This is a genomic window from Agromyces soli (assembly GCF_022811605.1).
GTDB classification, from domain to species: domain Bacteria; phylum Actinomycetota; class Actinomycetes; order Actinomycetales; family Microbacteriaceae; genus Agromyces; species Agromyces soli.
The window spans coordinates 2,536,598-2,560,279 of the sequence record NZ_CP094533.1; the positions used below are offsets into that span (position 1 = coordinate 2,536,598).

A 23,682-nucleotide genomic window follows, 5' to 3' on the forward strand; every position below is an offset into this window, starting at 1 on the left:
CCGCGTGCGTAGCCCCCGCGGCACGCGCCGCAATGCTGATCGAATGGGCATCTCGGCCGCCCGGTAGCCTGGCCCGATGAGCCAGGAGCCCCGTCGCCCGCTGCCCGTCGAGATCGCCGTGCAGGACGCAGCCGGCGCCCGGATCGCCCTCGACGGCGGCGCGGCCCGTATCGAGCTGTGCCTCGCCCTCGGCCTCGGCGGGCTGACCCCGTCGGCCGGACTCATCGAGGCGAGCGCCGAGCTCGCCGCCGAGCGCGGCGTCTCCGACTTCGTCCATGCGCTCATCCGCCCGCGCGGCGGCGGCTTCGTCTACGACCCCGAGGAGCGCCACGAGATCGTGCGCGATATCCGCCTGGCCGTGCGGCTCGGCGCCGACGGCGTGGTCGTCGGTGCGCTCGACGAGACGGGCCGGCTCGATCTCGACGCGATCGCCGAGTTCCGGGATGCCGCGGGCGACGCCGACGTCACCGTGCACCGCGCGGTGGACGCCGCCGCCGACCTGCTCGCCGCCGTCGCCGCGCTCGCGGAGCTCGGCGTGCGCCGCGTGCTCAGCTCCGGCGGCGGCTCCGACTGCCGCGCCGGGCTCCCGATGCTCGAGCGGATGGTCCGCACCGCCGAGGGGCGGCTCGAGATCATGGCGGGCGGCGGCGTGCGGATCGAGGACATCCCGGCGCTCGCCGCCGCCGGAGTGGACGCCGTGCACCTCTCGGCCCGCGGCCGCGCCCTCCGCGGTGGGGCGAGCGGTCCCGGGGGCGGGGTCCACGGCTTCGACGAGACCGATGCGGCGCTCGTCGAGGCTGCCGTCGCGGCCGCCTCAGCGGCCCGCGACTAGGCTGGCAGGCATGGCCCACCCCGATTCCGACGACGAGGCCCTCAGCTGGGCGGGTGACGACGACGCGACGCTCGCCCCGGGCTGGAAGCGCGTCGGCACCCCGACGCCGGCGAGCGGCGAGCGCGTCTCGGACGCCCCCTCATCCGTCGCTCCGGACACGGCCGCGGGCGGCTCCGCGACCGCCGTCGACCAGGCGTCCGACGACACCTCCGACGACCTCTCCGGCGAGGCGGACCGCACCGGGCAGACCGGCTCGGTCGAGCTCGTGGTGCTCGGCATCCTCGGCGGGGTGTACCTGCTCTACGCGGTGGGCTGGCTGATCGTCGCCACGACCCCGGCCCCCGAGCTCGCCGACCCGGTGGCGACCTTCATGTACGGTCTCGGTCGCTGGTTCGCGGTGCTCGCCCCGGCGCTCTGGTTCGGCGTCACGCTGTGGCTCTGCGCCGAGCGGCACCGGGCCCGGCTGCTCTGGCTCGTCGCCGGGGCCATCCTGCTCGTCCCGATCCCGTTCCTGCTGCGAGGCTGACATGACCGACGCATCCGCTCCCGCCGAGCAGCCGGAGACCTCGACCGAGCCCCGCACCGGCGCCGCGGCGGCCGATGCCGTCGAGGCATCCGCCCGCCCGGCCACACCGCTCTGGCTCGCCGTCGTCATCGCCGCCGTCACCGGCGTCTTCTACGCGTACGACGTGTGGGAGGCGGTCGGCAACCTCGTCGGCCTGAACCTCTACGCCGACAGCCTGGGCGTCGGGCTCACCGTCTACGGCGTCGTCGTGCTGATCATCGGCGTCGTGCTGCCGTTCGCGGTCTATGCGACCGCCTTCTGGCTCGGCCGCCGGCGCGGCCCGCTCGGCCAGCTCGCGCTGTTCGTCGTCGGCTACGCGCTCGTGCAGGTGCTGAGCGCCGACGTCGCCGTGCTGTTCGGGCTCAACGGCCTCGATCTCGGCTGAGACCGACCGCCGGGCGCCGGGCTCGGCGTCACACAACGAGACGCTCCGTCACACTCCAGTAGCATTGGCGCAAGGCGCCCCCACGGCGTGTGGCGCATGCACCCCCACCGCAACCCGCGCTTCGCTGCGCGCATGCCCCGAAGGAACCGTTCGTGTCAAAGCCGGTCGTGCTGATCGCCGAAGAACTCTCGCCCGCCACCGTCGACGCCCTCGGGCCCGACTTCGACGTCCGCAACGTCGACGGCACCGACCGGGCGGCGCTGCTGTCCGCGCTCGCCGATGCCGATGCGATCCTCATCCGCTCGGCCACCCAGGTCGACGCCGAGGCCATCGCGGCCGCGAAGAAGCTGAAGGTCGTGGCCCGCGCGGGCGTCGGCCTCGACAACGTCGACGTCAAGGCGGCGACGACCGCGGGCGTCATGGTCGTCAACGCGCCGACCTCGAACATCATCTCGGCGGCCGAGCTCACCATCGGCCACATCCTGAGCCTCGCCCGGCACATCCCCGCCGGCCACGTCTCGCTCTCGGCGGGGGAGTGGAAGCGCTCGGCCTACACCGGCACCGAGCTCTACGAGAAGACGGTCGGCATCATCGGCCTCGGCCGCATCGGTGCGCTCATCACCGCCCGCCTGCAGGCCTTCGGCATGGAGGTCATCGCCTACGACCCGTACATCACGGCCGCCCGGGCGCAGCAGCTCGGCGTGCAGACCGTCTCGCTCGACGACCTGCTCGAGCGCAGCGACTTCGTGACGATCCACATGCCGCGCACGCCCGAGACGCTCGGCATGATCAGCACCGAGCAGCTGCAGAAGATGAAGAAGACCGCCTACGTCGTGAACGTCGCGCGCGGCGGTCTCATCGACGAGGCCGCGCTGCACGACGCGCTCGTCGCGGGCGAGATCGCCGGCGCCGCGCTCGACGTCTTCGTGCAGGAGCCGCCGAAGGAGTCGCCGCTGCTCGGCCTGCCGAACCTCATCGTCACGCCGCACCTCGGCGCTTCGACCGACGACGCGCAGGAGAAGGCGGGCATCTCGGTCGCCAAGTCGGTGCGGCTCGCCCTCGCCGGCGAGCTCGTGCCCGACGCGGTCAACGTCGCCGGCGGGGTCATCGACCCGTACGTGCGTCCCGGCATCCCGCTCGTCGAGAAGCTCGGCCAGCTGTTCTCGGGCCTCGCGCACGGCGCGCTCACGAGCCTCGACGTCGAGGTGCGCGGCGAGCTCGTCGACTACGACGTCAGCGTGCTGAAGCTCGCGGCGCTGAAGGGCGTGTTCACGAACGTCGTCTCGGAGAGCGTCTCCTACGTCAACGCGCCGCTCCTCGCGGAGCAGCGCGGGGTGCAGGTGCGCCTCATCACCGAGTCGGACAGCCCCGAGTACCGCAACGTCATCACGCTGCGCGGCGCGCTCGCCGACGGCACCCAGGTGTCGGTCTCGGGCACGCTGACCGGTCCGAAGCAGTCCGAGAAGCTCGTCGGCATCGACGGCTACGACCTCGAGGTGCCGATCGCGAAGCACCACATCGTCATGACCTACGCCGACCGCCCGGGCATCGTGGCGATCTACGGCCAGGAGTTCGGTGAGGCCGGCATCAACATCGCGGGCATGCAGATCGCCCGTCGCGAGGCCGGCGGCACCGCGCTCAGCGTGCTCACCGTGGACTCGCCGGTGCCGACCGAGGTCCTCGAGCGTGTGCGCGAGGCGATCGACGCGCAGGTCTTCGTCGAGATCGACATCACCGAGTAGGCCGCCCCCGCTCCCTGCTTCTCGACTTGCCCGACTTTCATGAAAGTCGGGCAAGTCGCGGTTTCCGGGATGATGCGCTCCGGTGCGCAGCCGGGGGAGCGGCGGCTCAGTCGCGAGCGGCGAGGCGCTCGAGCAGCGCGACGAGCTCGTCCATCTGCTTCGGCGTGAAGTCGCCCGTCGACACCGGGCGGTCGACCGCCTCGGCGCGCGTGGCCGCGTGGTAGTAGAGGCCGTCGCCGATGAGCGCGATCGCGATGGCGAGCGAGGGGTCGTCGACGTACTCGCCGAGCACGTCGAGCCAACGCTGGCGCACCTCGTCGATGGCGCGCCCGGCCTCGCGGTCGCCGCCCTGGGCGAGCCGCACGACGGCGATGAAGCTGCGGTCGAGCGGGGTCTCGATCTGCACCGAGGAGCGCACGAAGTAGGAGATCGGGCCGTCGGGGGCCGTGTCGATTCGGGCGACGTCCTCTTCGATGAGACGGTGCAGCCGCTCGATCAGCCCCTCGATGAGCGCCTGGCGGGTGCCGAAGTGGTAGAGCAGGCCGCCCTTGGAGACGCCGGCCTCACGGGCGGTGGCCTCGATCGTGGCGGCGCGTTCGCCCTCGCTCGCGATGAGGTGCTCGAAGGCGTCGAGCACTGCCTCTCTGGCGGCTGGGGGTCGGCTCATCGGCACAATCCTAGGAGCGAAACGCGGCGCATATCTGTTACTATACCAGCCGGACGGTACAGAAACTGAGATGGAAATGAACGAGAACACCAGCACGTCGTCGACCGAACGCCTCGGCCACTCGACGGATCCGACGCCCCGACCGGCCACCCGCCGGAGCGGCGTCGGCGATCCCGCGAGCACGGGCCGTGCGCCCCGCCGCGCCTGGTTCGCGCTGGCGGTGCTCATGCTGCCCACCCTGCTCGTCTCCGTGGACAACACGGTGCTGAGCTTCGCCCTGCCCGAGATCTCGCGCGACCTCGCGCCGACCGCGGCCGAGCAGCTCTGGATCATCGACGCCTACCCGCTCGTGCTCGCGGCGCTCCTCGTCGCCATGGGCAGCGCCGGCGACCGCTGGGGCCGTCGTCGCATGCTGCTCATCGGCTCGATCGGCTTCGCCCTCGTTTCGGTGCTCGCCGCCTTCGCCCCGACAGCAGCCGCACTCATCGCGGCGCGCGCCGCGCTCGGCTTCTTCGGCGCGATGCTCATGCCCTCGACGCTGTCGCTGCTGCGTTCGCTGTTCACCGACCGTGAGCAGCGCCGCCTCGCGATCGCGGTCTGGGCCTCCGGCTTCGCGGCCGGCAGCGCCCTCGGCCCGCTCGTCGGCGGCGTGCTGCTCGAGCACTTCCCGTGGGGCTCGGTGTTCCTGCTCGCGGTGCCGGTGCTCGTGCCGCTGCTCGTGCTCGTGCCCATCCTGATCACCGAGAGCCGCGACCCGGCGCCCGGCCGCATCGACGTGTGGAGCATCCTGCTCTCGCTCGCGACGATGGCACCCATCGTCTACGGCATCAAGCACATCGCGACCGAGGGCGTCGACCTCGTCTCGATCGTGGCGATCGTCGTCGGCCTGGTCGCCGGCTACGTGTTCGTGCGCCGTCAGCTCGCGAGCGCGACGCCGATGCTCGACGTGCGGCTGTTCACCACCGGCCCGTTCGGCGGCGCGGTGCTCGTGAACCTGCTGAGCGTCGTCTCGCTCGTCGGCTTCCTCTACTTCGTGTCGCAGCACCTGCAGATCATCGCGGGCCTGTCCCCGGTGAACGCCGGCCTCGCGCTGCTGCCCGGCCTCGTCGTGATGATCATCGCCGGCCTCGTGGTCGTGCCGATCTCGCGCCGCGTCCGCGCCCGGGTGCTCGTGCCGGTCGCGCTGACTCTGTCTGCCGGCGGGTATCTCGTGGTCGCCTTCGGCGCCTCGGAGGGCTCGATGGCCGCGGTCATCATCGCCTTCGTGATGCTCGGCATCGGCATCGGCATGGCCGAGACGGTGTCGAACGAGCTCATCCTGACCAGCGCCCCGCCGGCGAAGGCCGGTGCCGCCTCGGCGGTGTCCGAGACGGCGTACGAACTCGGCGCGGTGCTCGGCACCGCGGTGCTCGGCAGCATCATCGCCGCGCACTACGCGAGCTCGATGGTCGTGCCCTCCTCGCTGACGGCCGAGCAGGCGGATGCCGCCCGCGAGACCCTGGCGGGCGCCGCGGCGGTGGCCTCCGATCTGCCGGCGAGCCAGGCGCAGCAGCTCATGGATGCGGCGGCCGTCGCGTTCGACGGCGGCGTGCTCGTCACCTCGCTCATCGGCTTCGGCCTGATGCTCGTGGCGGCGACGATCGCGGCCCTCACGCTGCGCAACCCCGACCCGTCGCGGGAGACCGCGGAGCACTGATCCCGGTGGCCCTGACGGGCGAACGGCCGCCGCCCGAGTGGGCGGCGGCCGTTCATCGTTCCGCTCGTCGGGCGCGGAACGCGGCTCAGTAGACCTCGTCGTCGGGCGCGCTGCGCTCGGTGCGCGTGACGCGGTCGCCGGTCGCCGGGTCGATGCTCGTCTGCGAGGTCGCGACCGAGCGGCGGCGCCGCGCGAGCAGCACGATGCCGATGATCACGATGACGACGCCGGCGCCCATCAGGATGTAGCCGACGAGCTGCAGGTCGATCCAGTCGACCGTGAGGTTCAGCGCGAACGCGAGGATGGCCCCGATGACGAACAGCAGGATGCCGAATCCGATACTCATGACGGACCCCTTTCACTTCCCGGGGCGGATCGCGCCCCGGTTCGATGAGGCGGATGCCTCGTTCGGGCCCGAGCGTAGCGCGCAGCGCGGCACGCGGGACACTACGCTGGAGGGGCTGGCGCTCGAAGGAGAATTCATGGTAACGACGGTCAAACTCGCGGTCATCCCTGGTGACGGCATCGGTCCCGAGGTCGTGGCGGAGGCGCTCAAGGCGCTCGACGCGGCGACGGTCGACAGCGGGATCGAGTTCGACCGGACCGAGTTCCAGCTCGGCGCCGCCCGCTATCTCGAGACGGGCGATGTGCTCACCGACGACGACCTCGCGGCCATCAAGTCCCACGACGCGATCCTGCTCGGCGCGGTCGGCGGCGTGCCGGGCGACCCGCGCCTCGTCGGCGCGAACATCGAGCGCGGCCTGCTGCTGAAGCTCCGATTCGACCTCGACCACTACGTGAACCTGCGCCCCTCGGTGCTGTACGAGGGGGTCCGGAGCCCCCTCGCCGAGCCCGGCGACGTCGACTTCGTCGTCGTCCGCGAGGGCACCGAGGGCCCGTACGTCGGCAACGGCGGCGCCATCCGCACCGGCACGCCGGCCGAGGTGGCCAACGAGGTTTCGGTGAACACGGCGTACGGCGTCGAACGGGTCGTGCGCTACGCCTTCGCGCTCGCGGCGAGCCGCCCGCGGCAGAAGCTCACCCTCGTGCACAAGACCAACGTGCTCGTGTTCGCCGGCTCTTTGTGGAAGCGCACGGTCGACCGGGTCGCCGAGGAGTACCCCGAGGTGACCGTCGACTATCTGCACGTCGACGCCGCCACGATCTTCCTCGTCACGGATCCTGGTAGATTCGACGTCATCGTCACGGACAACCTCTTCGGCGACATCCTCACCGATCTGGCCGGCGCAATCAGCGGCGGCATCGGACTCGCGGCCTCGGGCAACATCAACCCCGACGGCACGTTCCCGAGCATGTTCGAGCCGGTGCACGGTTCCGCGCCGGACATCGCCGGGAAGGGCATCGCCGACCCGACCGCCGCCATCGGCTCCGTCGCGCTCCTCCTCCGCCACCTCGGCGAGGCCGAGGCGGCCGAGCGGGTGGAGCGGGCGATCGCCGCCGACGTCGCCGAGCGCGGCGACCGGCCCCGATCGACCTCCGAGATCGGCGACCAGATCGCGGCACGCATTCAGGCCCTGCAGCCCGCGCACTCGTAGCATCCGAAGCATCCGAAAGAAGACGACCATGACCATCGACCTTCCCCTTCAGGCCCCCACCGCCGCCGGTCTCATCTGGCAGACCGTGCGCAACGCCGACGCGAAGTCCGACGCCGAGCGCGAGGCGATCCTCGCCGACCCGGGCTTCGGCCAGCACTTCACCGACCACATGGTCGACGTCTGCTGGAGCGAGAAGGGCGGCTGGCACCGCCCGCGCGTCTCGCCGTACGGCCCGATCCAGCTCGATCCGGCTGCCGCGGTACTGCACTACGCGCAGGAGATCTTCGAGGGGCTCAAGGCGTACCGTCACGCCGACGGCTCGATCTGGACGTTCCGCCCCGAGGCGAACGCCGCCCGCCTGCAGCGTTCCGCGAAGCGGATGGCCCTGCCGGAGCTGCCCGAGTCGATCTTCCTCGACTCGCTGCGTCAGCTCATCGCGGTCGACGGCGCCTGGGTGCCGAGCGCCGACGAGACGAGCCTCTACCTGCGCCCGTTCATGTTCGCCAAGGAGGCCTTCCTCGGCGTCCGCCCGGCGAAGAAGGTCGCGTACTACCTCATCGCCAGCCCGGCCGCCGCGTACTTCCCCGGTGGCGTGAAGCCCGTGAACATCTGGCTGTCGACCGACTACGCCCGCGCGGGCAAGGGCGGCACCGGTGCGGCGAAGACCGGCGGCAACTACGCGTCGAGCCTGCTGCCGCAGGCCGAGGCCGCCGAGCGCGGCTGCCAGCAGGTGCTGTTCCTCGACGACGAGCGCAACCTCGAGGAGCTCGGCGGCATGAACGTCGTGCTCGTCACGAAGGACGGCCGCCTCATCACGCCCGAGTCGGACTCGATCCTCGAGGGCATCACGCGCGACTCCATCCTGCAGCTCGCCCGCGACCGCGGCCTCACGGTCGAGCACCGCAAGGTCTCGATCGACGAGTGGCGCGAGGGCGCGGCATCCGGTGAGATCGTCGGCGCGTTCGCCTGCGGCACCGCCGCGGTGGTCGTGCCGATCGGGCGCCTGCTCGCCGAGGACTTCGAGATCGTGCACGAGGGCGACGCCGCGGCCGAGCTCGCGCTGTCGCTGCGCGACGAGCTCACCGGCATCCAGTACGGCCGAGTCGAGGACCGCCACGGCTGGATGACGCGGCTCGACGCATGACGACGGCTCCCATGGAGCGCGCGACGGCCGGGTCCTTTCGGATCCGGCCGTTCGCCGTCGCCGACACCGAAGCGATCGTGGCGCTCTGGCGCGCGGCCGGGCTCGTGAAGCCCTGGAACGACCCCTACCTCGACATCGAGCGCAAGCTCACGGTGCAGCCGGAGCTGTTCCTCGTGGCGGAGGCGACCGCTTCTGCTGCCGTCGTCGGCTCCGCGATGGCGGGCTACGACGGGCACCGCGGCTGGGTGAACTACCTCGCGGTCGCCGATCCCGAGCGGGGCACCGGGCTCGGCCGGGCGCTCATGGCCGAGGTCGAGCGGCTGCTGCTCGAGCGCGGCTGTCCGAAGCTGAATCTGCAGGTGCGTACCTCGAACACCGCGGTGATCGCGTTCTACGAGCGGCTCGGCTACCGGCTCGACGATGCGGTGAGCCTCGGCAAGCGCCTGATCCCCGACGGGCCGGCTGCCTCGGTGGCACGCGGCTAGCCTCGGGTGGGGCCGCCGCACGCGGCTAGGCTTGGCGTATGAAGATCGCGCGGTTCAGCCATGACGACACCATCTCCTACGGCATCGTCGACGAGGACGAGCACGAGCTCGTCGTGCTGAAGGCCGATCCGCTGTTCGCCGGCTTCGACCCGACGGGGGAGCGCGTGCCGCTGTCGGCCGTGAAGCTGCTCGCGCCGGTGATCCCGCGCTCGAAGATCGTCGCCGTCGGCAAGAACTATCACGAGCACGCCGCCGAGATGGGCGGCGAGGCGCCGGCCGAGCCGCTGCTGTTCCTGAAGCCCAACACCTCGGTCATCGGTCCGGGCGACGCGATCGTGCTGCCGCCGCAGAGCGAGCAGGTCGAGCACGAGGGCGAACTCGCCGTCGTCATCGGCCGCATCGCCCGCAACGTGCGCGAGGAGGACGCCGAGGACGTCATCTTCGGCTACACGATCGCCAACGACGTCACCGCCCGCGACCTGCAGCGCCGCGACGGTCAGTGGACCCGCGCCAAGGGCTTCGACACCTTCTGCCCGCTCGGCCCGGTCATCGAGACCGACGTGGATTTCGCGGCCGGCACGATCGAGACCCGCGTGGGTGACGACGTGCGCCAGCATGGCCGGCTCGCCGACCTCGTGCACTCGGTGCCCGCGATCGTGGCGTACGCCTCGAGCGTGTTCACGCTGCTGCCGGGCGACGTGATCCTCACCGGCACGCCTGCCGGCGTCGGCCCGCTCGTCGACGGCGACTCCGTCGAGGTGACGGTGTCGGGCATCGGCACGCTGCAGAACTCGGTGCGCGCCGCCGCGCAGTAGCGGTCGCCTGGGATTCCCTACCGCGCCGAGACGGCGGCGCCGCGGAGGGCGCGGGCGGCGAGCTCGACGTCCTCCTCGTCGTTCCAGAGGTGGAACGCGACCCGGGCGCGGCCGGCCCGTCCGGAGGCGATGATCCCGGCGGCGGTGAGCGCGCCGAGGTCGCAGCCGGTCTCGTCGGGCCAGCTCACGATCGCGCTGTCGGACGCCTCGAGCCCGATCGCCGCACGGAACGCGTTCGCGAGCGACAAGTCGAAGTCGCGGACGCCGGCGAGATCGAGCGAGGCGGCGAAGCCGAGGGCGGCCTCGGCGCCGGCCCAGGCGTTCCACGCGGGGGAGACCTCGAAGCGGCGCGCGCCGTCGGCGAGGTAGAGCTCGGGGCCGTAGCAGGAGGCCCATGGGTCGCCGCCCGAGTACCAGCCGGCGGTCGTGTGCGAGGCGAACTCGGCGATCGCCCGGTCGGAGAACGCGGCGAACGCGGCCCCGCGCGGCGCACCGAGCCACTTGTAGGCGTGGCAGACGACGAGGTCGGCGTCGATGCCGGTGGTCGGCATCCAGCCGGTCGCCTGCGTCGTGTCGACGAGCAGCAGGGCGCCGTTCGCCCGGGCAGCGGCGGAGATCTCCGCCATCCGCGCCACCTCGCCCGTCGCGGACTGCACGAGCGAGCAGGAGACGAGCCAGGTGCGCTCGCTGATCGCGTCGGCGAGGGCGTCGAGCGGCACGTGCCGCACGCGGAGGTCGCCGCGGGCGAGGAACGGCGCGACGACCGAGGAGAAGTCCCCGTCGACGCAGAGCACCTCGGCGCCGGCCGGGGCGGAAGCCGCGGCGATACCGGTGAAGACGGAGACCTGCGATCCGGTGGCGATGCGCTCGGCGGTGGTGCCGAGGAGCGTCGCGGCGTGCCCGCGAGCCCGTTCGAGGGCGGCCGAGTAGTCGGGGGCCGTGGCCTGGCCGGCGCTCCAGCGCTCGAGGTCGGCGCGCACGGCGTCGCGGGTCGCGGCGGCCGGCAGGCCGAGGGTGCAGGCGGCGAGGTAGCCGCGCCCCGCCTGGAATGCTGAACGGACCGGATGCATGCTTCGAGTCTCCGCCGCGGCCGATTCATTCGACAAGAGCAGGTATTCGATCAATCACATGCCATCTGCTTATGATTCATTCATGTCGGATGCCTCCACCGAAGCCCTCGCTGACGCGATCGAGCTGCAGACCGTGCGGGTCGTGCGCGCCATCGCGGAGCACCGCACCCTCACTGCCGCTGCCGCGGCGCTGGGCTACAGCCAGCCCGCGGTGAGCCAGCAACTGCGTCGCTTCGAGCAGCGCACCGGCGTCGCGCTCGTCGAGCGGGTGGGCCGAGGCATCCGCCTCACCGAAGCGGGGCGCGCCCTCGCCCGGCACGCCCACGCCGTCGCGACGAGCCTCGAAGCCGCGGCGGGGGAGCTCGCCGCACTCCGGGGCCTGCGGGCCGGGCGGGTGCGACTCGTCGCGTTCCCCTCGGCCTCGCCGAGCCTCGTGCCGCGACTGATCGCGGCGCTCACGGCGAGCCATCCGGGCGTCGAGGTCACCTACGTCGAGGCGGAGCCGCCGGAGGCCGTCGCCGCCGTGCGCGAGGACCGCGCCGACCTCGCGATCACCTTCAGCTACCCGGGCGACCGCAACGACCCGCACCGAGAGAGCGCGCGCGGGCTCGAGGTGCGGTCGTACGCGCACGAGCCGATGCGCCTCGTGCTGCCCGGCGACCACCCCGCCGCAGGGGCCGACGTCGTCTCGCTCGCCGAGCTCGGCGACGAGCCGTGGATCGCCGGCTGCCCCCGCTGCCGCGGGCACCTGCTCGAACTCTGCGCCGAGGCGGGCTTCTCGCCGCGCATCGCCTTCGAGACCGACAACTTCGTCGCCGTCGAGGGCATGGTCGCGCAGGGCCTCGGGGTGGCGCTGCTGCCGGCGCTCGCGCTCGCGGCCGCGCCGAGGCATCCGGCCGTCGTCACCCGGCCCACCGATCACGGCGACGAGCGCTCCCTGCACCTCGTCACCGCGCGCGGCGCGGAGCGGGTGCCCGCGATCGCCGCAGCGCTTGCCGCGCTCGCCGTGCTGCGGGAGGGCGCCGCCACTACGATTGACGGTGATGTCTGACACGGCCCACCCCACGACCACGGCGAGCGGAAGCGACATCCGCGTCCGCTTCTGCCCCTCACCCACCGGCACCCCGCACGTCGGGCTCGTGCGCACCGCCCTGTTCAACTGGGCGTACGCACGGCACACCGGCGGCACCTTCGTCTTCCGCATCGAGGACACCGACGCCGCGCGCGACAGCGAGGAGAGCTACCAGCAGATCCTCGAAGCGCTCGGATGGCTCGGCCTGAACTGGGACGAGGGCATCGGCGTCGGCGGTCCGCACGAGCCGTACCGGCAGTCGCAGCGCGGCGGGATCTACGCCGAGGTGATCGAGAAGCTGAAGGCCTCCGGGCACCTCTACGAGTCGTTCTCGACCGCGGAGGAGATCGATGCCCGCAACGAGGCCGCCGGCCGCCCCAAGCAGCTCGGCTACGACAACTTCGACCGTGAACTGACGGAGGAGCAGAAGGCCGCGTTCCGCGCCGAGGGCCGCGAGCCCGCGCTGCGCCTGCGCGTGCCCGAGGCCGACCTCGGCTTCGACGACCTCGTGCGCGGCCGCATCGACTTCCCAGTCGGCTCCACCACCGACTTCGTCGTCGTGCGCCCCAACGGCGCACCGCTGTACACGCTCGTGAACCCCGTCGACGACGCGCTCATGGGCATCACGCACGTGCTGCGCGGCGAGGACCTGCTGAGCTCCACGCCGCGCCAGATCGCGCTGTACCGCGCGCTCATCGACGTGGGCGTGGCGAGCTTCATCCCGCGCTTCGGGCACTTGCCGTACGTGATGGGGGAGGGCAACAAGAAGCTCTCCAAGCGCGACCCCGAGTCGAACCTGTTCCACCACCGCGACCGCGGCTTTATCCCCGAGGGGCTCGTGAACTACCTGGCGCTGCTCGGCTGGGGCTTCTCGGCCGACCGCGACGTGTTCAGCCGCGAGGAGCTCGTCGAGAAGTTCGACGTCGCCGACGTGAACCCGAACCCCGCGCGCTTCGACCAGAAGAAGGCCGACGCGATCAACGGCGACCACATCCGCCTGCTGGAGCTCGCCGACTTCACCGCGCGGACCGTGCCGTACCTGCAGGCCGCCGGCGTCGTCGAGACGCCGATCACGCCCGCGCAGGAGGCCGTGCTCGTCGAGGTCGCTCCGCTCGTGCAGGAGCGCATCACCGTGCTCGGCGAGGTGCCCGGGCTCGTCTCGTTCCTCTTCACGGATGCCTCGGCGCTCGCGTACGACGCCGACGCCGTCTCGGGCCTGCCCGCGAACGCCGCCGAGGTGCTCGACGCGGCCCGTGCCGCCCTCGGCGCGCTGCCGGCGGAGTCGTGGACCCACCTCGAGATCGAGGAGGCCCTGCGCGGCGCCCTCATCGACGGGCTCGGCCTGAAGCCCCGCGTGGCCTTCGGTCCCGTGCGCGTCGCCGTCTCCGGACGGCGGGTGTCGCCGCCGCTCTTCGAGTCGATGCAGATCCTCGGCAAGATCGATTCGCTCGCCCGGATCGACCGCCTCGCGGGGGAGATCGCCGGGGCGTAATCGGTCCTGTTTCCTGTCCCGCGGCCCCGGCTCGCTGAGCCCCGCTCAGTTTGGCCGGGGCCGCGGCGTAGGCTACAGTTGACTCTCGGCCCGGTACTCCGGTTTCGGGCCATTGGGGTATGGTGTAATTGGCAACACGGCTGATTCTGGTTCAGTTGTTCTTGGTTCGAGTCCAGGTACCCCAGCCAGAGTGTCCTTGTTCAAACCAAGGAACGAAAGAACTGAATTTTCGAAGTTCAACGACAAGCTCCCCGCTGAATTGCGGGGAGCTTTTTCGTCTGCTGATGAGGCCGCGAGGACGGCGCTGCCGAGGCTCTGGAAGACCTCGTTTACCTCTGTGAGTTCGACGTCGAGCATGACGCCTTCAGGTGCTCGGTAGACACGAGTACGTGTGTAGAAGACTGCCAGCAGCTCCCTGCGGATGTCGTCCTTGGCGTTCCTGAAGAGCTCGGCAGGATCGCGGAGCAGCTCGAGATAAGCGAGCGCAGTCTCAGCGCCGTAGCTCATGCGCTCGGCAGACTGCTCGAGCTTTTCCGCGATGACGCCCTTGCGAAGCGCAACTTGCTCCAGTCGTTCTCGAAGCTTCGGCGTAGCGATGGTGCCGTCGGCGGCGAGTTCTACGAGGCGCTCCTCCTGCGCCTCCAGATCGTCAAGCTCGCGCTGGAGCGCGGACTTCGCGTCGGCATCGGCATCGATCATGCTTTGGAGCGTCGTTGTAAGCAGCTGCCGTAGTGTCGCGATGGCCTCGGCGTCGATGCGGATGAGCTTGAGTTTCTTCGCAATTTCATCCTCGATGTCTTCGATCCGAAAGCCGGTCGTGGGGCAGCCAACGCGATTACGGGCTGCGCAGGTGTAGTACTCGTACGTTCCGCCGTTGCCGGTGTTCTGGCTATACACGAGTCGACTAAGACGCCCAGCAGCGTGACAGGCGCCGCAGACGAGGTGTCCTCGCAAGTAGTGGAAGTGCTTCATGTCGCGGTCGCCATCGCGGTTGCGCGAGTTGAGGATCGTCTGCACTTTGATGAAGAGTTCCTTCGTCGCGATGGGCTCGTGCCTTCCGGTATAGAGGCGTCCTTTGTAGCGAATGATTCCGGTGTAGATTGTGCCCATCTCATGTGCTTTGACTATGCGGGAAGTGCTTTTGCTTTTCAAGGCTCTTCGTGCCGTAGAAATTACAACGTTCTCGAACGGAATATTGACGGTGCTGCCTGACGCGTCATAATCACGAGTCCTCGCTCATGCGGAGCGACTTGAACGTGATCCACCCTGGATCGCGGGTCGCTCGCATGAAGGAGGTCTCGCCATGAGCGAGGAGACTGCCGCCGAGATGGGCGGCACGATGCACGAGAACGGCATGGGGCCGCTGCGCCCACTGTCGGTGCGCATGAGCGACGGAACACGGGCACAGCTCGAGATTCTGGCGCAGCTGAACGAGCGCTCTCTCACGGAAGAGACGCGTCTCGCGCTCGAGGACTGGGTCGAGAAGAGCAAGTCCGATCCGGCCGTGCTGAAGCGCGCCGAGCAGGTGCGTGCCGAGATCGAACGCGACGCGGAGACGCGGCGCAACGCAATCGAGGCAGTGTTGGGCGGCAAGACCGCCAAGCAGACCGCTCGTGCATCCAAGCAGGCGCCATCCGGCGCCTGATCATCCCCGACGGTGGCCGTTCCCGGAGTTGAGCGCTGATGCGCTTCTCCGGGTCGGCTGCCGCTACCTACCTGCCCTCGTTGCTCCGCTGCGGCTTGCCAGGAGAACCAGTTGGTTCGCCGGCCGCATAGAGCAAGGAGATGACGATGGTCAGGGGGATATACCTCCCGGCAGATGATCGGGAGGAGTTGGTCGTGCGCGAGTTCAGTGGCGTCGACGATTACGCTCGCAGTGTCGATGGCTACATCGAGGCGGTGGACGTGCCGGACTTGGGCGTCACGATCTACGTCAACGAGATCGGGCTGCTTCGGCGGCTGCCGTTCAACTCGCGGGCATCGTTTCTGTGGTGGTACTACGAGCCTGCTGCGCGCGAGTCGCTTCTCGTGCGCGACGCTGTGATTGTCGGCTGGCCCGACGCTGATGGCGAGAGCACGGATGTTCCCGAGGCGGTTCTGCGGTTGCTGACGGAGCCCATCGAGCACGGCATCGTGGTCAGGCTCGATAGTGCGCCCGGACGCGACGTGCACCCGATGAGCAGGCTGGCACAGATCGTCCTGCCGTTGACGGCCGGAGATCCGAGTTTGCTCATGTCGTCTGCTCGTTTCGCAAGCTACTTCGACGCCCTGACGTGGGCGGTGGTGCTTGAACAGCGCTGGCCAGAAGCAGAGGAAGTCGAGGTTGTGCCACTCGTCGACGGGCGGCCGCGGTTAGACCCGTGACCCTCCGCCGCCTCAGTTCGAGGCAACACCGCAACCTGGCGGCATCGACTGGATGGAGAGCTTCGGCGCTCTCCAGTCGGTGCCGCCTTCTTCATGTCCGATAGATGCGTGTCGGCCCGCTGGTGTTGACTGAGTCTCAACGAGCGCTGGGGGACTACATGGTCAAGATCCACGGGTACTTCGAGTACGACGACGATTCGCTGACGCCGGGGCAGGCGAAGGACGGCGGCCTGAGTCAACTGCTCTTCGATAGCGAGGGGAAGCTGTCGGATCATGCGTCGTTCCATCCCGAAGAGCCGGATGACGAGGACGAGTACAGCTACGACTCGACGTCGCCGAGTGGCGAGTCCGATTCCGAAGCCGACGCACAGGCTGCGGCGCTTCTCATCCTTGCCGTGATCGGCGCAGCGGCGGGCGGGTACGTCCTGGTCCGCAAAGCGACACCGCACGTGCAGCGGATGATCAACGAGCGAGCGCTGCCAGCAGTCCGGTCATTTTGGAAGAAGGTGCGTGGGCAGGGGAGTGAGGCCGACGAGGCTGACGTGGACGAGGCGAGCGTCATCGTCGTGCAGACTCCGCCCGCGCATGAGAATGAGGCAGCACCCGGAACTGACGTCGTCGCCGCGAAGCCTCAGATGGGCCCGGAGGAGTGGTACGCCCGCTTTCGGGCAATGTTCGAGGCGCGCAAGTTCGCCGACGAGCAGTGGAAGCTCCTGTCGTCGGTGCAGGTCGCAGACGACGAAGCGATCGCCGAGCTGCAGCGCGAGATGGCGCGCAACCGCCCGGAGGCGGTCGTTCGGCAGGTGACGCTGATGCTCGAGGCAGCGCCAGAGATCGAGGCGGATGCCGAGGCTGAGCTGATGCCGGTTGAGGTCGAGCGCGACCCCGGACAGCGCCCCTGATCGATCGCTATACACGAAAAGTCCAGTTCAGGATATACTTAGGGCAGTTATCGGCATCAGGTTGAGGCGCCTAGCCTCCCGGCCGGAACGCGACACAAAGTCTCACCTGAGGTGTCCTCGGCTCGAATGTCGTAGTCGGCCGATAGCGTGGGATCAGTGACCCGACACCATTAATCTGCGCCCTGATCGGCGTTAAGGAGACCGCAACACGCCATGGCAGGACGAACCGCAAAGCCGAAACCAACGAAGACGCTGGAGCAGCGACTGTGGGACGCTGCCGACAAGCTGCGCGGAAATCAGGAGCCGAGCGAGTACAAGCACGTCGTGCTTGGTCTGGTGTTCCTGAAGTACATCTCAGACCGCTTCGAGGAGCGCCGCGGCTCGCTGGAGTCGGAGCTGCTCGCAGATGGGATCAAGCCGGAGCGCGTTGCGTCCTTCCTCGAAGACCGCGATGAGTACACCAGCCAGAACGTGTTCTGGGTGCCTGAGAACGCTCGCTGGGGCTACGTGCAGTCCCGGGCGAAACTGACGACCGTCGGCCAGGACATCGACACGGCGATGGACCTCATCGAGAAGGAAAACCCCTCGGTTCGAGGTGTACTCCCGCGCAACTACGGACGTGATGGTCTCGACAAGCGGCGCCTCGGCGAGCTCGTCGACCTCATCGGCGGCATCGGATTCACCAGCACCGATGACCATGGTGCGGACGATGTGCTTGGGCGCGTCTACGAGTACTTCCTCGGGCAGTTCGCCGGCAAGGAAACCGGCAAGGATGCTGGTGCGTTCTACACGCCTCGAAGCGTTGTGAAGACGCTCGTCGAGATGCTCGAGCCGTACAAGGGGCGGGTCTACGACCCGGCAGCGGGCTCGGGTGGCATGTTCGTGCAGTCCGCAGAGTTCGTGAAAGCCCATGGCGGCAAGCGCACGGACATCTCGGTCTACGGCCAGGAGTACACGGACACGACGTGGAAGCTCGCCAAAATGAACCTCGCGCTGCGGGGTATCGAAGCTGATCTCGGCCCCAAGTCAGCCGATACCTTCACGGAGGATCTGCACCCCGACCTACGGGCAGACTTCATTATCGCGAATCCGCCGTTCAACGTCTCCGACTGGTGGGACGGGAAGCTCGCGGATGATCCACGCTGGAAGTACGGGAAACCGCCACAGGGCAACGCCAACTTCGGTTGGGTGCAGCACTTCATCCATCACCTGAGCCCTAGAGGCACAGCAGGCTTCGTGCTCGCGAACGGCTCGCTGTCGTCCCAGAGCGGCGGCGAAGGTGAGATCCGACGCAAGCTCGTCGAGGCAGACCTTGTGGACTGCATCGTGGCGATGCCAGACAAGCTCTTCTTCAACACCGGGATCCCCGTGTCGCTCTGGTACATCAGCAAGGAGCGTCACGGCAACGGACACCGTGAGCGTCGCGGCGAGGTGTTGTTCATTGATGCTCGCAAGCTCGGCACCATGGAGTCGCGTCGGTTGCGAGTATTCGATGACGCTGACATCGCGAAGGTCGCCGACACGTATCACTCGTGGCGCAACCGTGACGGGGGCTTCGTCGACGTGCCCGGCTTCGCGAAGGCTGCAAGACTCGATGAGATCGAGAGGCACGACTTCGTACTGACCCCGGGCCGTTACGTCGGTGCGGCTGAAGCTGCGGCGGACGAAGAACCGATCTCCGACAAGATCGAGCGTCTCACGAGCGAGCTGCTCGATGAGTTCGATCGCGGGGCAACTCTCGAGAGGATCGTGCGGTCGAAGCTGGCGGGACTGAAATGACCGTGTGGCCTACGGCGACCCTGGTCAGCCTGACTCGCGCGCCCCAGTATGGAGCGATCGCATCAGGGGCGAAAGCCCCTATCGGACCACGTTTTGTTCGTCAGACTGACATCGCGTCGGGGCGAATTGATTGGAGCTCCGTTCCGTACTGCGATCTAGATCCATCCGATTTCGAGAAGTACGCACTCCATCGGGGCGACCTCCTGATCTCGCGGCTCGGCAACGGAGTCGGGAATGCAGCGATCGTTCGTGAACCCCATAACGCAGTGTTCGCCGGTTATCTCGTTCGCTTTCAGGCCGACCCATTGAAGGCAGATCCGGGGTATCTCGGGTACGCACTTCAGTCACAGGACTGGCGTGACCATGTCGCGAGCTACAGGTCGGGTGCCGCACAGCCGACACTCAATGCGAAGCAGATGGGCGCCTTCGAGTTGCCGCTACCATCGCTTCCGGAGCAGCGCGCCATCGCCGCGACCCTCGTGTCCCTGGACGACAAAATCGAGTCGAATCGACGTCTCATCAGCCTCGTCCCTGAACTGATCCGCTCCCGAGTGGAAGAGCACATCGCTCAAGGCGCGAGCGACGTATCCGTCTCGTCGCTGGCCAAGTTTGTTAACGGTGGCGCGTACACGAAGGGCGCCACGGGTTCTGGTCGCATGGTAGTTCGGATAGCGGAGCTGAACTCGGGCCCGGGCGCCTCGACTGTCTACAACGAACTCGATGTTCCCGATGATAAGACGGCTCACGCAGGGGACATCCTCATGTCATGGTCTGGATCCCTCGGTATCTATCGGTGGGCGCGCGATGAGGCGATCATCAACCAGCACATCTTCAAGGTGATCCCGACCGGGTACCCCGCATGGCTCGTTTTCGACCGCATTGACGCAGTTATCGATGTGTTCCGAGGCTACGCGGCCGATAAGGCAACAACTATGGGTCATATCAAGCGCGGTGATCTCGACACGACCACAGTGCAGCTTCCGCGCGAGGAGGCCCTACGAGAACTTGACGCGGCGCTTGAGCCGCTCTGGGATCGACTGTTGATCGCCGAGCAGGAGGTTCTGCGACTCGAAGCACTCCGTGACGCCATGCTTCCTGAACTGCTCTCCGGCCGCATACGAGTACCGGAAGCGCAGGAGGTAGAGACATGAGTGCGCCAGTGCTCACTTCTTCCGATCTCCGGGTGATCGAACAAGTTCTCGCCATGGGTGGCGGGTACGTACTCGACTTCAGCAACCGTACGTTCGCCGAGTTCTTCGCCGACCTAGACGTCGACATCGAACCGGAAGCGACCGGCTTGTCCAAAGCCAAGCGATTGCGCGCGTTCTTCCACTCTGCATCGACAGCTGAGTGCGCGCGTGTCTTGCACGCCCTTCTGGAGTACCGAGAGCCTCGAGACGACGATGAGAATCGAGCCTCGCTCGATAAGTACCGCGCCATTGTCTCGCGGCTTGAGGGCATCGCGGTACCTCTGAGTGCCACCCCGAGCGGACCGGACGTACTCACGCTGCAATATGTACGCGAGCTATCAGAGAAGGCCGAGCGGCGGCTCGCAAGTTCTGATTTCGAGGGTGCGATCACCGTATCGCGCACACTCATCGAAGCGGTTCTCGAGCAGCTGGAGATTCGTCTGACCGGTGCGAGCGGCACCTACTCCGGAGATTTACAGCGGCAGTACAAAGCGGTCGCCAAGATTCTTCGCATCGACGATAAAGACGAGCAGGTAGACGAAGGCTTCAAACAGATAGCGCGCGGACTGGTTCAGATCGTGAATGGTCTCGCCGCTATCAGGAATATGGCCAGTGACGGGCACGCGCGCCACGTACAGCCTCAGGCGAGACACGCGCGCGTCGCAGTGAACTCAGCGAAGACAGTGGCGAGCTTCCTCGTCGAGGTTTATCTCGCGAAGCACAGTCGCACGACAGTGCCCGTCGCGGTGGGAGGCGCCCGATGAGCAACTTCAACGAGAACATCGTCGAGCTTGCCGCGCTCGAGTACTTCGCCGAACTTGGCTATCACACGCTGCACGGCCCGAGTCTTGCACCCGGTGAGATTACCTCCGAGCGTGAGTCGTACGAGGAGGTCTTCCTCTGGGACCGGCTTCGCGACGCAGTTCGACTCCTGAATCCGGGCATCGATCACGATGCGGTCGCTGAGACCATCAAGCGTGTGCGCCGTGCTGAGTCGCAGAGCGCGATCGATGAAAACCACCGGCTTCACAAGCTTGTTTCCGAAGGCGTGCCCGTCGAGCAGCGCGGCTCCGACGGCATCCTCCGGACGCGCACGATCGACCTGATCGACTTCGAGCATCCCGAGCGCAACGACTGGGTGGCATTGAACCAGTTCACGATTATCGAGAACGGCAAGAACCGCCGTCCCGATGTACTCGTGTTCGTCAACGGAATCCCGCTCGCGCTGTTGGAGCTCAAGAATCCGGCTGCCGAACACGCAACGCTCAAGTCCGCCTGGAATCAGGTGCAGACGTATCGGAAGGACATCCCGTCGGTGTTCCTGGCGAACGCTGTGACGGTCATCTCCGACGGAACCTCTGCCGCGATGAGTAGCTACAGCGGCGCATTCGAGCATTACGCGCCATGGAAGACGATGGACGGCAGAACGGTCATCACAGACCGGCCGGCACTCGAGGTGCTTATCAAGGGCGTCTTCGATAAGACCCGCTTCCTCGATCTGCTCCGCAACTTCGTTGTGTTCAGCCGTGAGACGGTGACGGACAAGGTCACGAAACAGAAGACATCTGTCCTTATCAAGCGGGTCGCGAAGTACCACCAATACTGGGCAGTGAACGCTGCAGTCGAGTCGACCATCCAGGCATCGAGTCCGTCCGGCGACCGTCGTGGTGGTGTCGTCTGGCACACCCAAGGCTCCGGCAAGAGCTTCGAGATGGTGTTCTACGCCGCCAAGGTGATGCGCGACGCGCGGATGGCCAACCCGACGCTCGTATTTATCACGGATCGCAACGACCTGGACAACCAGCTTTACGAAGAGGTCTTCGCGCCTGCGCACATCCTGCCTGAATCGCCGGTCCAGGCCGAGACGCGTAAGGATCTGCGCACACGACTGACCCGGGCATCTGGCGGCATCGTCTTCACGACCATCCAGAAGTTCGCGCCGGGCGAGGATGGCGATGCGAACGTCGTCCTCACCGATCGACGCAACGTCATTGTGATCGCGGACGAGGCGCATCGCTCTCAGTACGGCTTCAGCGAGTACCTCGACCGCAGCGGACGACTCAAGGCCGGGCTCGCCAAGCACATGCGCGACGCGTTGCCGGGAGCTACGTATCTCGGCTTCACCGGCACGCCGATTGATTCCGCAGATAAGTCGACGCGCTCCGTATTCGGCGACTACGTCGACGTCTACGACCTGACGCGTGCTGTCGAGGACGGCGCGACCGTCCGCATCTTCTACGAATCCCGCCTCGCCAAGGTCGATCTGTCAGCTGAGGACTACGCCGCACTCGACGAACTCGTCGAGGAAGTCACCGAGCAAGTCGAAGAGGACGCTGCGACTGCCGCCAAGTCGCGATGGTCACGACTCGAAGCGATCGTCGGCGCCGACGCACGACTCGACATGGTCGCAGCGGACATCGTTGAGCACTGGGAGAAGCGACGCGAGTCAATCCTCGGTAAGGGCATGATCGTGACGATGAGCCGCCGCATCGCGGTGCGCCTCTACGAGAAGATCGTGGCGCTGCGTCCGGAGTGGCACTCCGACGATCCCGCCAAGGGCAAGGTCAAGGTCGTCATGACCGGCTCGGCGGCAGACCCGGCAGAGTTCCAGCCGCACATCCACTCCAAGGACGTGCGCAAGGATCTCAAGGCACGCGCGAAGAACGCCGACGATCCGCTTGAGCTGGTCATCGTGCGTGACATGTGGCTGACGGGCTTCGACGCACCGTCGATGCACACGATGTACGTCGACAAGACGATGCAGGGCGCAGGGCTGATGCAGGCCATTGCCCGCGTGAACCGAACGTTCCGGGACAAGCCGGGCGGACTGATCGTCGACTACATCGGCATCTTCGACAACCTGCAGAGCGCGCTGAGCGAGTACTCGCCGTCCGACCGCGATCAGGCGGGTGTGCCGATCGAGGACATGGTCGACATCATGCTCGAGAAGCACGACGTCGTGCGGGGACTACTTCACGGCGTGAGCTACGACGCGTCCCCGGCACTGTCACCATCGCAGCGTCTCGCGGAGTACGCCAAGGTGCTCGACTTCGTGATGGCCGATCCAGATCGAACGAGCCGCTTCAACGATCAGGTGCTGGCGCTCGCGAAGGCATTTGCACTGGCCGGCGCACGCGATGAAGCAGCGGCCATTCGGAATGACGTTCGCTTGTTCACTGACGTACGCGCAGCGATCCTCAAGATCCAGAACCCTGATTCGGGACGTGGCGGCAGCGGCAGCGTCGAGATCGACACTGCGCTTGGACAACTTCTGAACGAGGCCGTGTCGGCAAATCAGGTGATCGACGTCTACCAGCTGGCCGGCGTCGAGACCCCGGAGCTGTCGCTGCTGTCCGAGGAGTTCCTCGATTCACTCGCCGAGAAAGAGAAGCCCAACCTGCAGATGGGGCTGCTTCGAAGGTTGCTCAACGACCAGATCCGCACCGTACAGCGGACGAACGTGGTGCAGGCGCGGAAGTTCTCCGAGCAGCTCGAGGAGGCTATCAACCGCTATACGAACCGGTCCCTGACGACGGCAGAGATCATCGCGGAGCTCGTGAAGCTCGCCAAGTCGATGCGCGCCGAGGACGCCCGCCACAAATCGCTCGGACTGCGTGAAGACGAGGCTGCGTTCTATGACGCTGTCCGGATCAATGATGCCGCGGTGCTTGAGCTGGGAGACGACACACTCAAGAAGATCGCGCAGGAGCTGGTGACGGCAGTTCGGTCATCAGCCACCATCGACTGGAATCTGAAGGACTCAGTGCGCGCTGCGATGCGCACGAAGGTTCGGCGCTTGCTGGCGAAGTATGACTACCCGCCAGACGCAGAGGCCAAGGCAATTGAGCTCGTGCTCGAGCAGGCCGAGGTACTGGCAGGCAGCGAGGCGCAGCGATGATCACGTATCAAGCCGTCGCTTCAGTGCA

The 23,682-nt window shown here is 67.7% G+C and carries 22 protein-coding genes, 1 tRNA gene and 1 pseudogene; 20 read left to right on the top strand and 4 right to left on the bottom strand.

The annotated features are described in order from the left end of the window. Positions 1-76 precede the first annotated feature (76 nt). The 4 genes from MTP13_RS12185 (at position 77) to serA (ending at position 3,524) form a co-directional block, all read left to right on the top strand. Positions 77-832 (top strand): copper homeostasis protein CutC, encoded by a 756-nt coding sequence (locus MTP13_RS12185; protein WP_243568014.1) that lies wholly within the window; start codon positions 77-79, stop codon positions 830-832. 10 nt (positions 833-842) lie between these two features. After that, positions 843-1,358, top strand: coding sequence for a DNA polymerase III subunit gamma/tau (locus tag MTP13_RS12190; RefSeq protein ID WP_243568015.1), 516 nt, complete (start codon positions 843-845; stop codon positions 1,356-1,358). Position 1,359: 1 nt separating this feature from the next. Further along, a complete protein-coding gene (locus MTP13_RS12195) occupies positions 1,360-1,782 on the top strand; it encodes a hypothetical protein (protein WP_243568016.1) in 423 nt (140 codons plus the stop codon). A gap of 152 nt (positions 1,783-1,934) precedes the next feature. Next, positions 1,935-3,524: a phosphoglycerate dehydrogenase gene (gene serA, locus MTP13_RS12200; protein ID WP_243568017.1), complete on the top strand. Its 1,590-nt coding sequence runs from the start codon at positions 1,935-1,937 to the stop codon at positions 3,522-3,524. 106 nt (positions 3,525-3,630) lie between these two features. On the opposite strand, the gene MTP13_RS12205 is transcribed toward serA, so the two are convergent. Further along, positions 3,631-4,191 (bottom strand): TetR/AcrR family transcriptional regulator, encoded by a 561-nt coding sequence (locus tag MTP13_RS12205; RefSeq protein ID WP_243568018.1) that lies wholly within the window; start codon positions 4,189-4,191, stop codon positions 3,631-3,633. A gap of 76 nt (positions 4,192-4,267) precedes the next feature. On the opposite strand from MTP13_RS12205, the gene MTP13_RS12210 reads away from it, so the two are divergent. After that, the gene (locus tag MTP13_RS12210) at positions 4,268-5,887 is read left to right on the top strand and encodes an MFS transporter (protein WP_243568019.1); all 1,620 of its coding nucleotides are present in this window, start codon (positions 4,268-4,270) and stop codon (positions 5,885-5,887) included. Positions 5,888-5,972: 85 nt separating this feature from the next. Here MTP13_RS12210 and MTP13_RS12215 read toward each other — a convergent pair whose 3' ends face one another. Beyond that, the gene (locus tag MTP13_RS12215; RefSeq protein WP_230763012.1) at positions 5,973-6,233 is read right to left on the bottom strand and encodes a DUF6458 family protein; all 261 of its coding nucleotides are present in this window, start codon (positions 6,231-6,233) and stop codon (positions 5,973-5,975) included. Between the two features lie 136 nt (positions 6,234-6,369). Here MTP13_RS12215 and MTP13_RS12220 point away from each other — a divergent pair, with 136 nt between their 5' ends. From MTP13_RS12220 to MTP13_RS12235, 4 genes are read left to right on the top strand one after another with little or no spacing between them, the layout of a single operon-like run. After that, complete coding sequence (locus MTP13_RS12220; RefSeq protein ID WP_243568020.1) at positions 6,370-7,443, top strand: 3-isopropylmalate dehydrogenase; 1,074 nt, start codon at positions 6,370-6,372, stop codon at positions 7,441-7,443. 28 nt (positions 7,444-7,471) lie between these two features. Next, positions 7,472-8,587: a branched-chain amino acid aminotransferase gene (locus MTP13_RS12225; protein ID WP_243568021.1), complete on the top strand. Its 1,116-nt coding sequence runs from the start codon at positions 7,472-7,474 to the stop codon at positions 8,585-8,587. Continuing rightward, positions 8,584-9,072, top strand: a complete 489-nt coding sequence (locus MTP13_RS12230; protein WP_243568022.1) for a GNAT family acetyltransferase — start codon at positions 8,584-8,586, stop codon at positions 9,070-9,072. Before MTP13_RS12225 ends, MTP13_RS12230 begins: the two co-directional genes overlap by 4 nt. Positions 9,073-9,110: 38 nt before the next feature. Beyond that, positions 9,111-9,887 carry a fumarylacetoacetate hydrolase family protein gene (locus tag MTP13_RS12235; RefSeq protein ID WP_243568023.1) on the top strand — a complete coding sequence of 259 codons (777 nt, stop codon included), beginning with the start codon at positions 9,111-9,113 and terminating at the stop codon, positions 9,885-9,887. 17 nt (positions 9,888-9,904) lie between these two features. Here the strand turns inward: MTP13_RS12235 and MTP13_RS12240 are convergent, their stop codons facing one another. Then, a complete protein-coding gene (locus MTP13_RS12240; RefSeq protein ID WP_243568024.1) occupies positions 9,905-10,957 on the bottom strand; it encodes an aminotransferase class V-fold PLP-dependent enzyme in 1,053 nt (350 codons plus the stop codon). An 82-nt stretch (positions 10,958-11,039) separates the two neighbouring features. Here MTP13_RS12240 and MTP13_RS12245 point away from each other — a divergent pair, with 82 nt between their 5' ends. From MTP13_RS12245 to MTP13_RS12260, 4 genes are all read left to right on the top strand, one after another. Then, positions 11,040-12,008 carry a LysR family transcriptional regulator gene (locus tag MTP13_RS12245; protein WP_243568025.1) on the top strand — a complete coding sequence of 323 codons (969 nt, stop codon included), beginning with the start codon at positions 11,040-11,042 and terminating at the stop codon, positions 12,006-12,008. After that, a complete protein-coding gene (gene gltX, locus MTP13_RS12250; protein ID WP_243568026.1) occupies positions 12,001-13,521 on the top strand; it encodes a glutamate--tRNA ligase in 1,521 nt (506 codons plus the stop codon). The genes MTP13_RS12245 and gltX overlap by 8 nt, the downstream gene beginning before the upstream one ends. 113 nt (positions 13,522-13,634) lie before the next feature. Further along, a tRNA-Gln gene (locus tag MTP13_RS12255) sits at positions 13,635-13,709 on the top strand. A 373-nt stretch (positions 13,710-14,082) separates the two neighbouring features. Further along, a complete protein-coding gene (locus MTP13_RS12260) occupies positions 14,083-14,253 on the top strand; it encodes a hypothetical protein (RefSeq protein ID WP_243568027.1) in 171 nt (56 codons plus the stop codon). Positions 14,254-14,349: 96 nt separating this feature from the next. Here the strand turns inward: MTP13_RS12260 and MTP13_RS18295 are convergent. Next, a pseudogene (locus MTP13_RS18295) lies at positions 14,350-14,631 on the bottom strand (hypothetical protein); the annotation flags it as partial. Between the two features lie 193 nt (positions 14,632-14,824). On the opposite strand from MTP13_RS18295, the gene MTP13_RS12265 reads away from it, so the two are divergent. The 7 genes from MTP13_RS12265 (at position 14,825) to MTP13_RS12295 (ending at position 23,654) form a co-directional block, all read left to right on the top strand. Then, positions 14,825-15,166 carry a hypothetical protein gene (locus MTP13_RS12265; RefSeq protein ID WP_243568028.1) on the top strand — a complete coding sequence of 114 codons (342 nt, stop codon included), beginning with the start codon at positions 14,825-14,827 and terminating at the stop codon, positions 15,164-15,166. Between the two features lie 194 nt (positions 15,167-15,360). Next, positions 15,361-15,885 (top strand): DUF3846 domain-containing protein, encoded by a 525-nt coding sequence (locus tag MTP13_RS12270; protein ID WP_243568029.1) that lies wholly within the window; start codon positions 15,361-15,363, stop codon positions 15,883-15,885. 158 nt (positions 15,886-16,043) lie between these two features. Then, entirely contained in the window at positions 16,044-16,787 is a 744-nt protein-coding gene (locus tag MTP13_RS12275) for a hypothetical protein (protein WP_243568030.1), read from the top strand. A 213-nt stretch (positions 16,788-17,000) separates the two neighbouring features. After that, entirely contained in the window at positions 17,001-18,566 is a 1,566-nt protein-coding gene (locus tag MTP13_RS12280) for a type I restriction-modification system subunit M (RefSeq protein WP_243568031.1), read from the top strand. Next, the gene (locus MTP13_RS12285) at positions 18,563-19,717 is read left to right on the top strand and encodes a restriction endonuclease subunit S (protein ID WP_243568032.1); all 1,155 of its coding nucleotides are present in this window, start codon (positions 18,563-18,565) and stop codon (positions 19,715-19,717) included. The genes MTP13_RS12280 and MTP13_RS12285 overlap by 4 nt, the downstream gene beginning before the upstream one ends. Then, positions 19,714-20,520, top strand: a complete 807-nt coding sequence (locus MTP13_RS12290) for an abortive infection family protein (protein ID WP_243568033.1) — start codon at positions 19,714-19,716, stop codon at positions 20,518-20,520. The genes MTP13_RS12285 and MTP13_RS12290 overlap by 4 nt, the downstream gene beginning before the upstream one ends. Continuing rightward, positions 20,517-23,654 (top strand): type I restriction endonuclease subunit R, encoded by a 3,138-nt coding sequence (locus tag MTP13_RS12295; RefSeq protein WP_243568034.1) that lies wholly within the window; start codon positions 20,517-20,519, stop codon positions 23,652-23,654. The genes MTP13_RS12290 and MTP13_RS12295 overlap by 4 nt, the downstream gene beginning before the upstream one ends. The last annotated feature ends 28 nt before the right edge of the window (positions 23,655-23,682 follow it).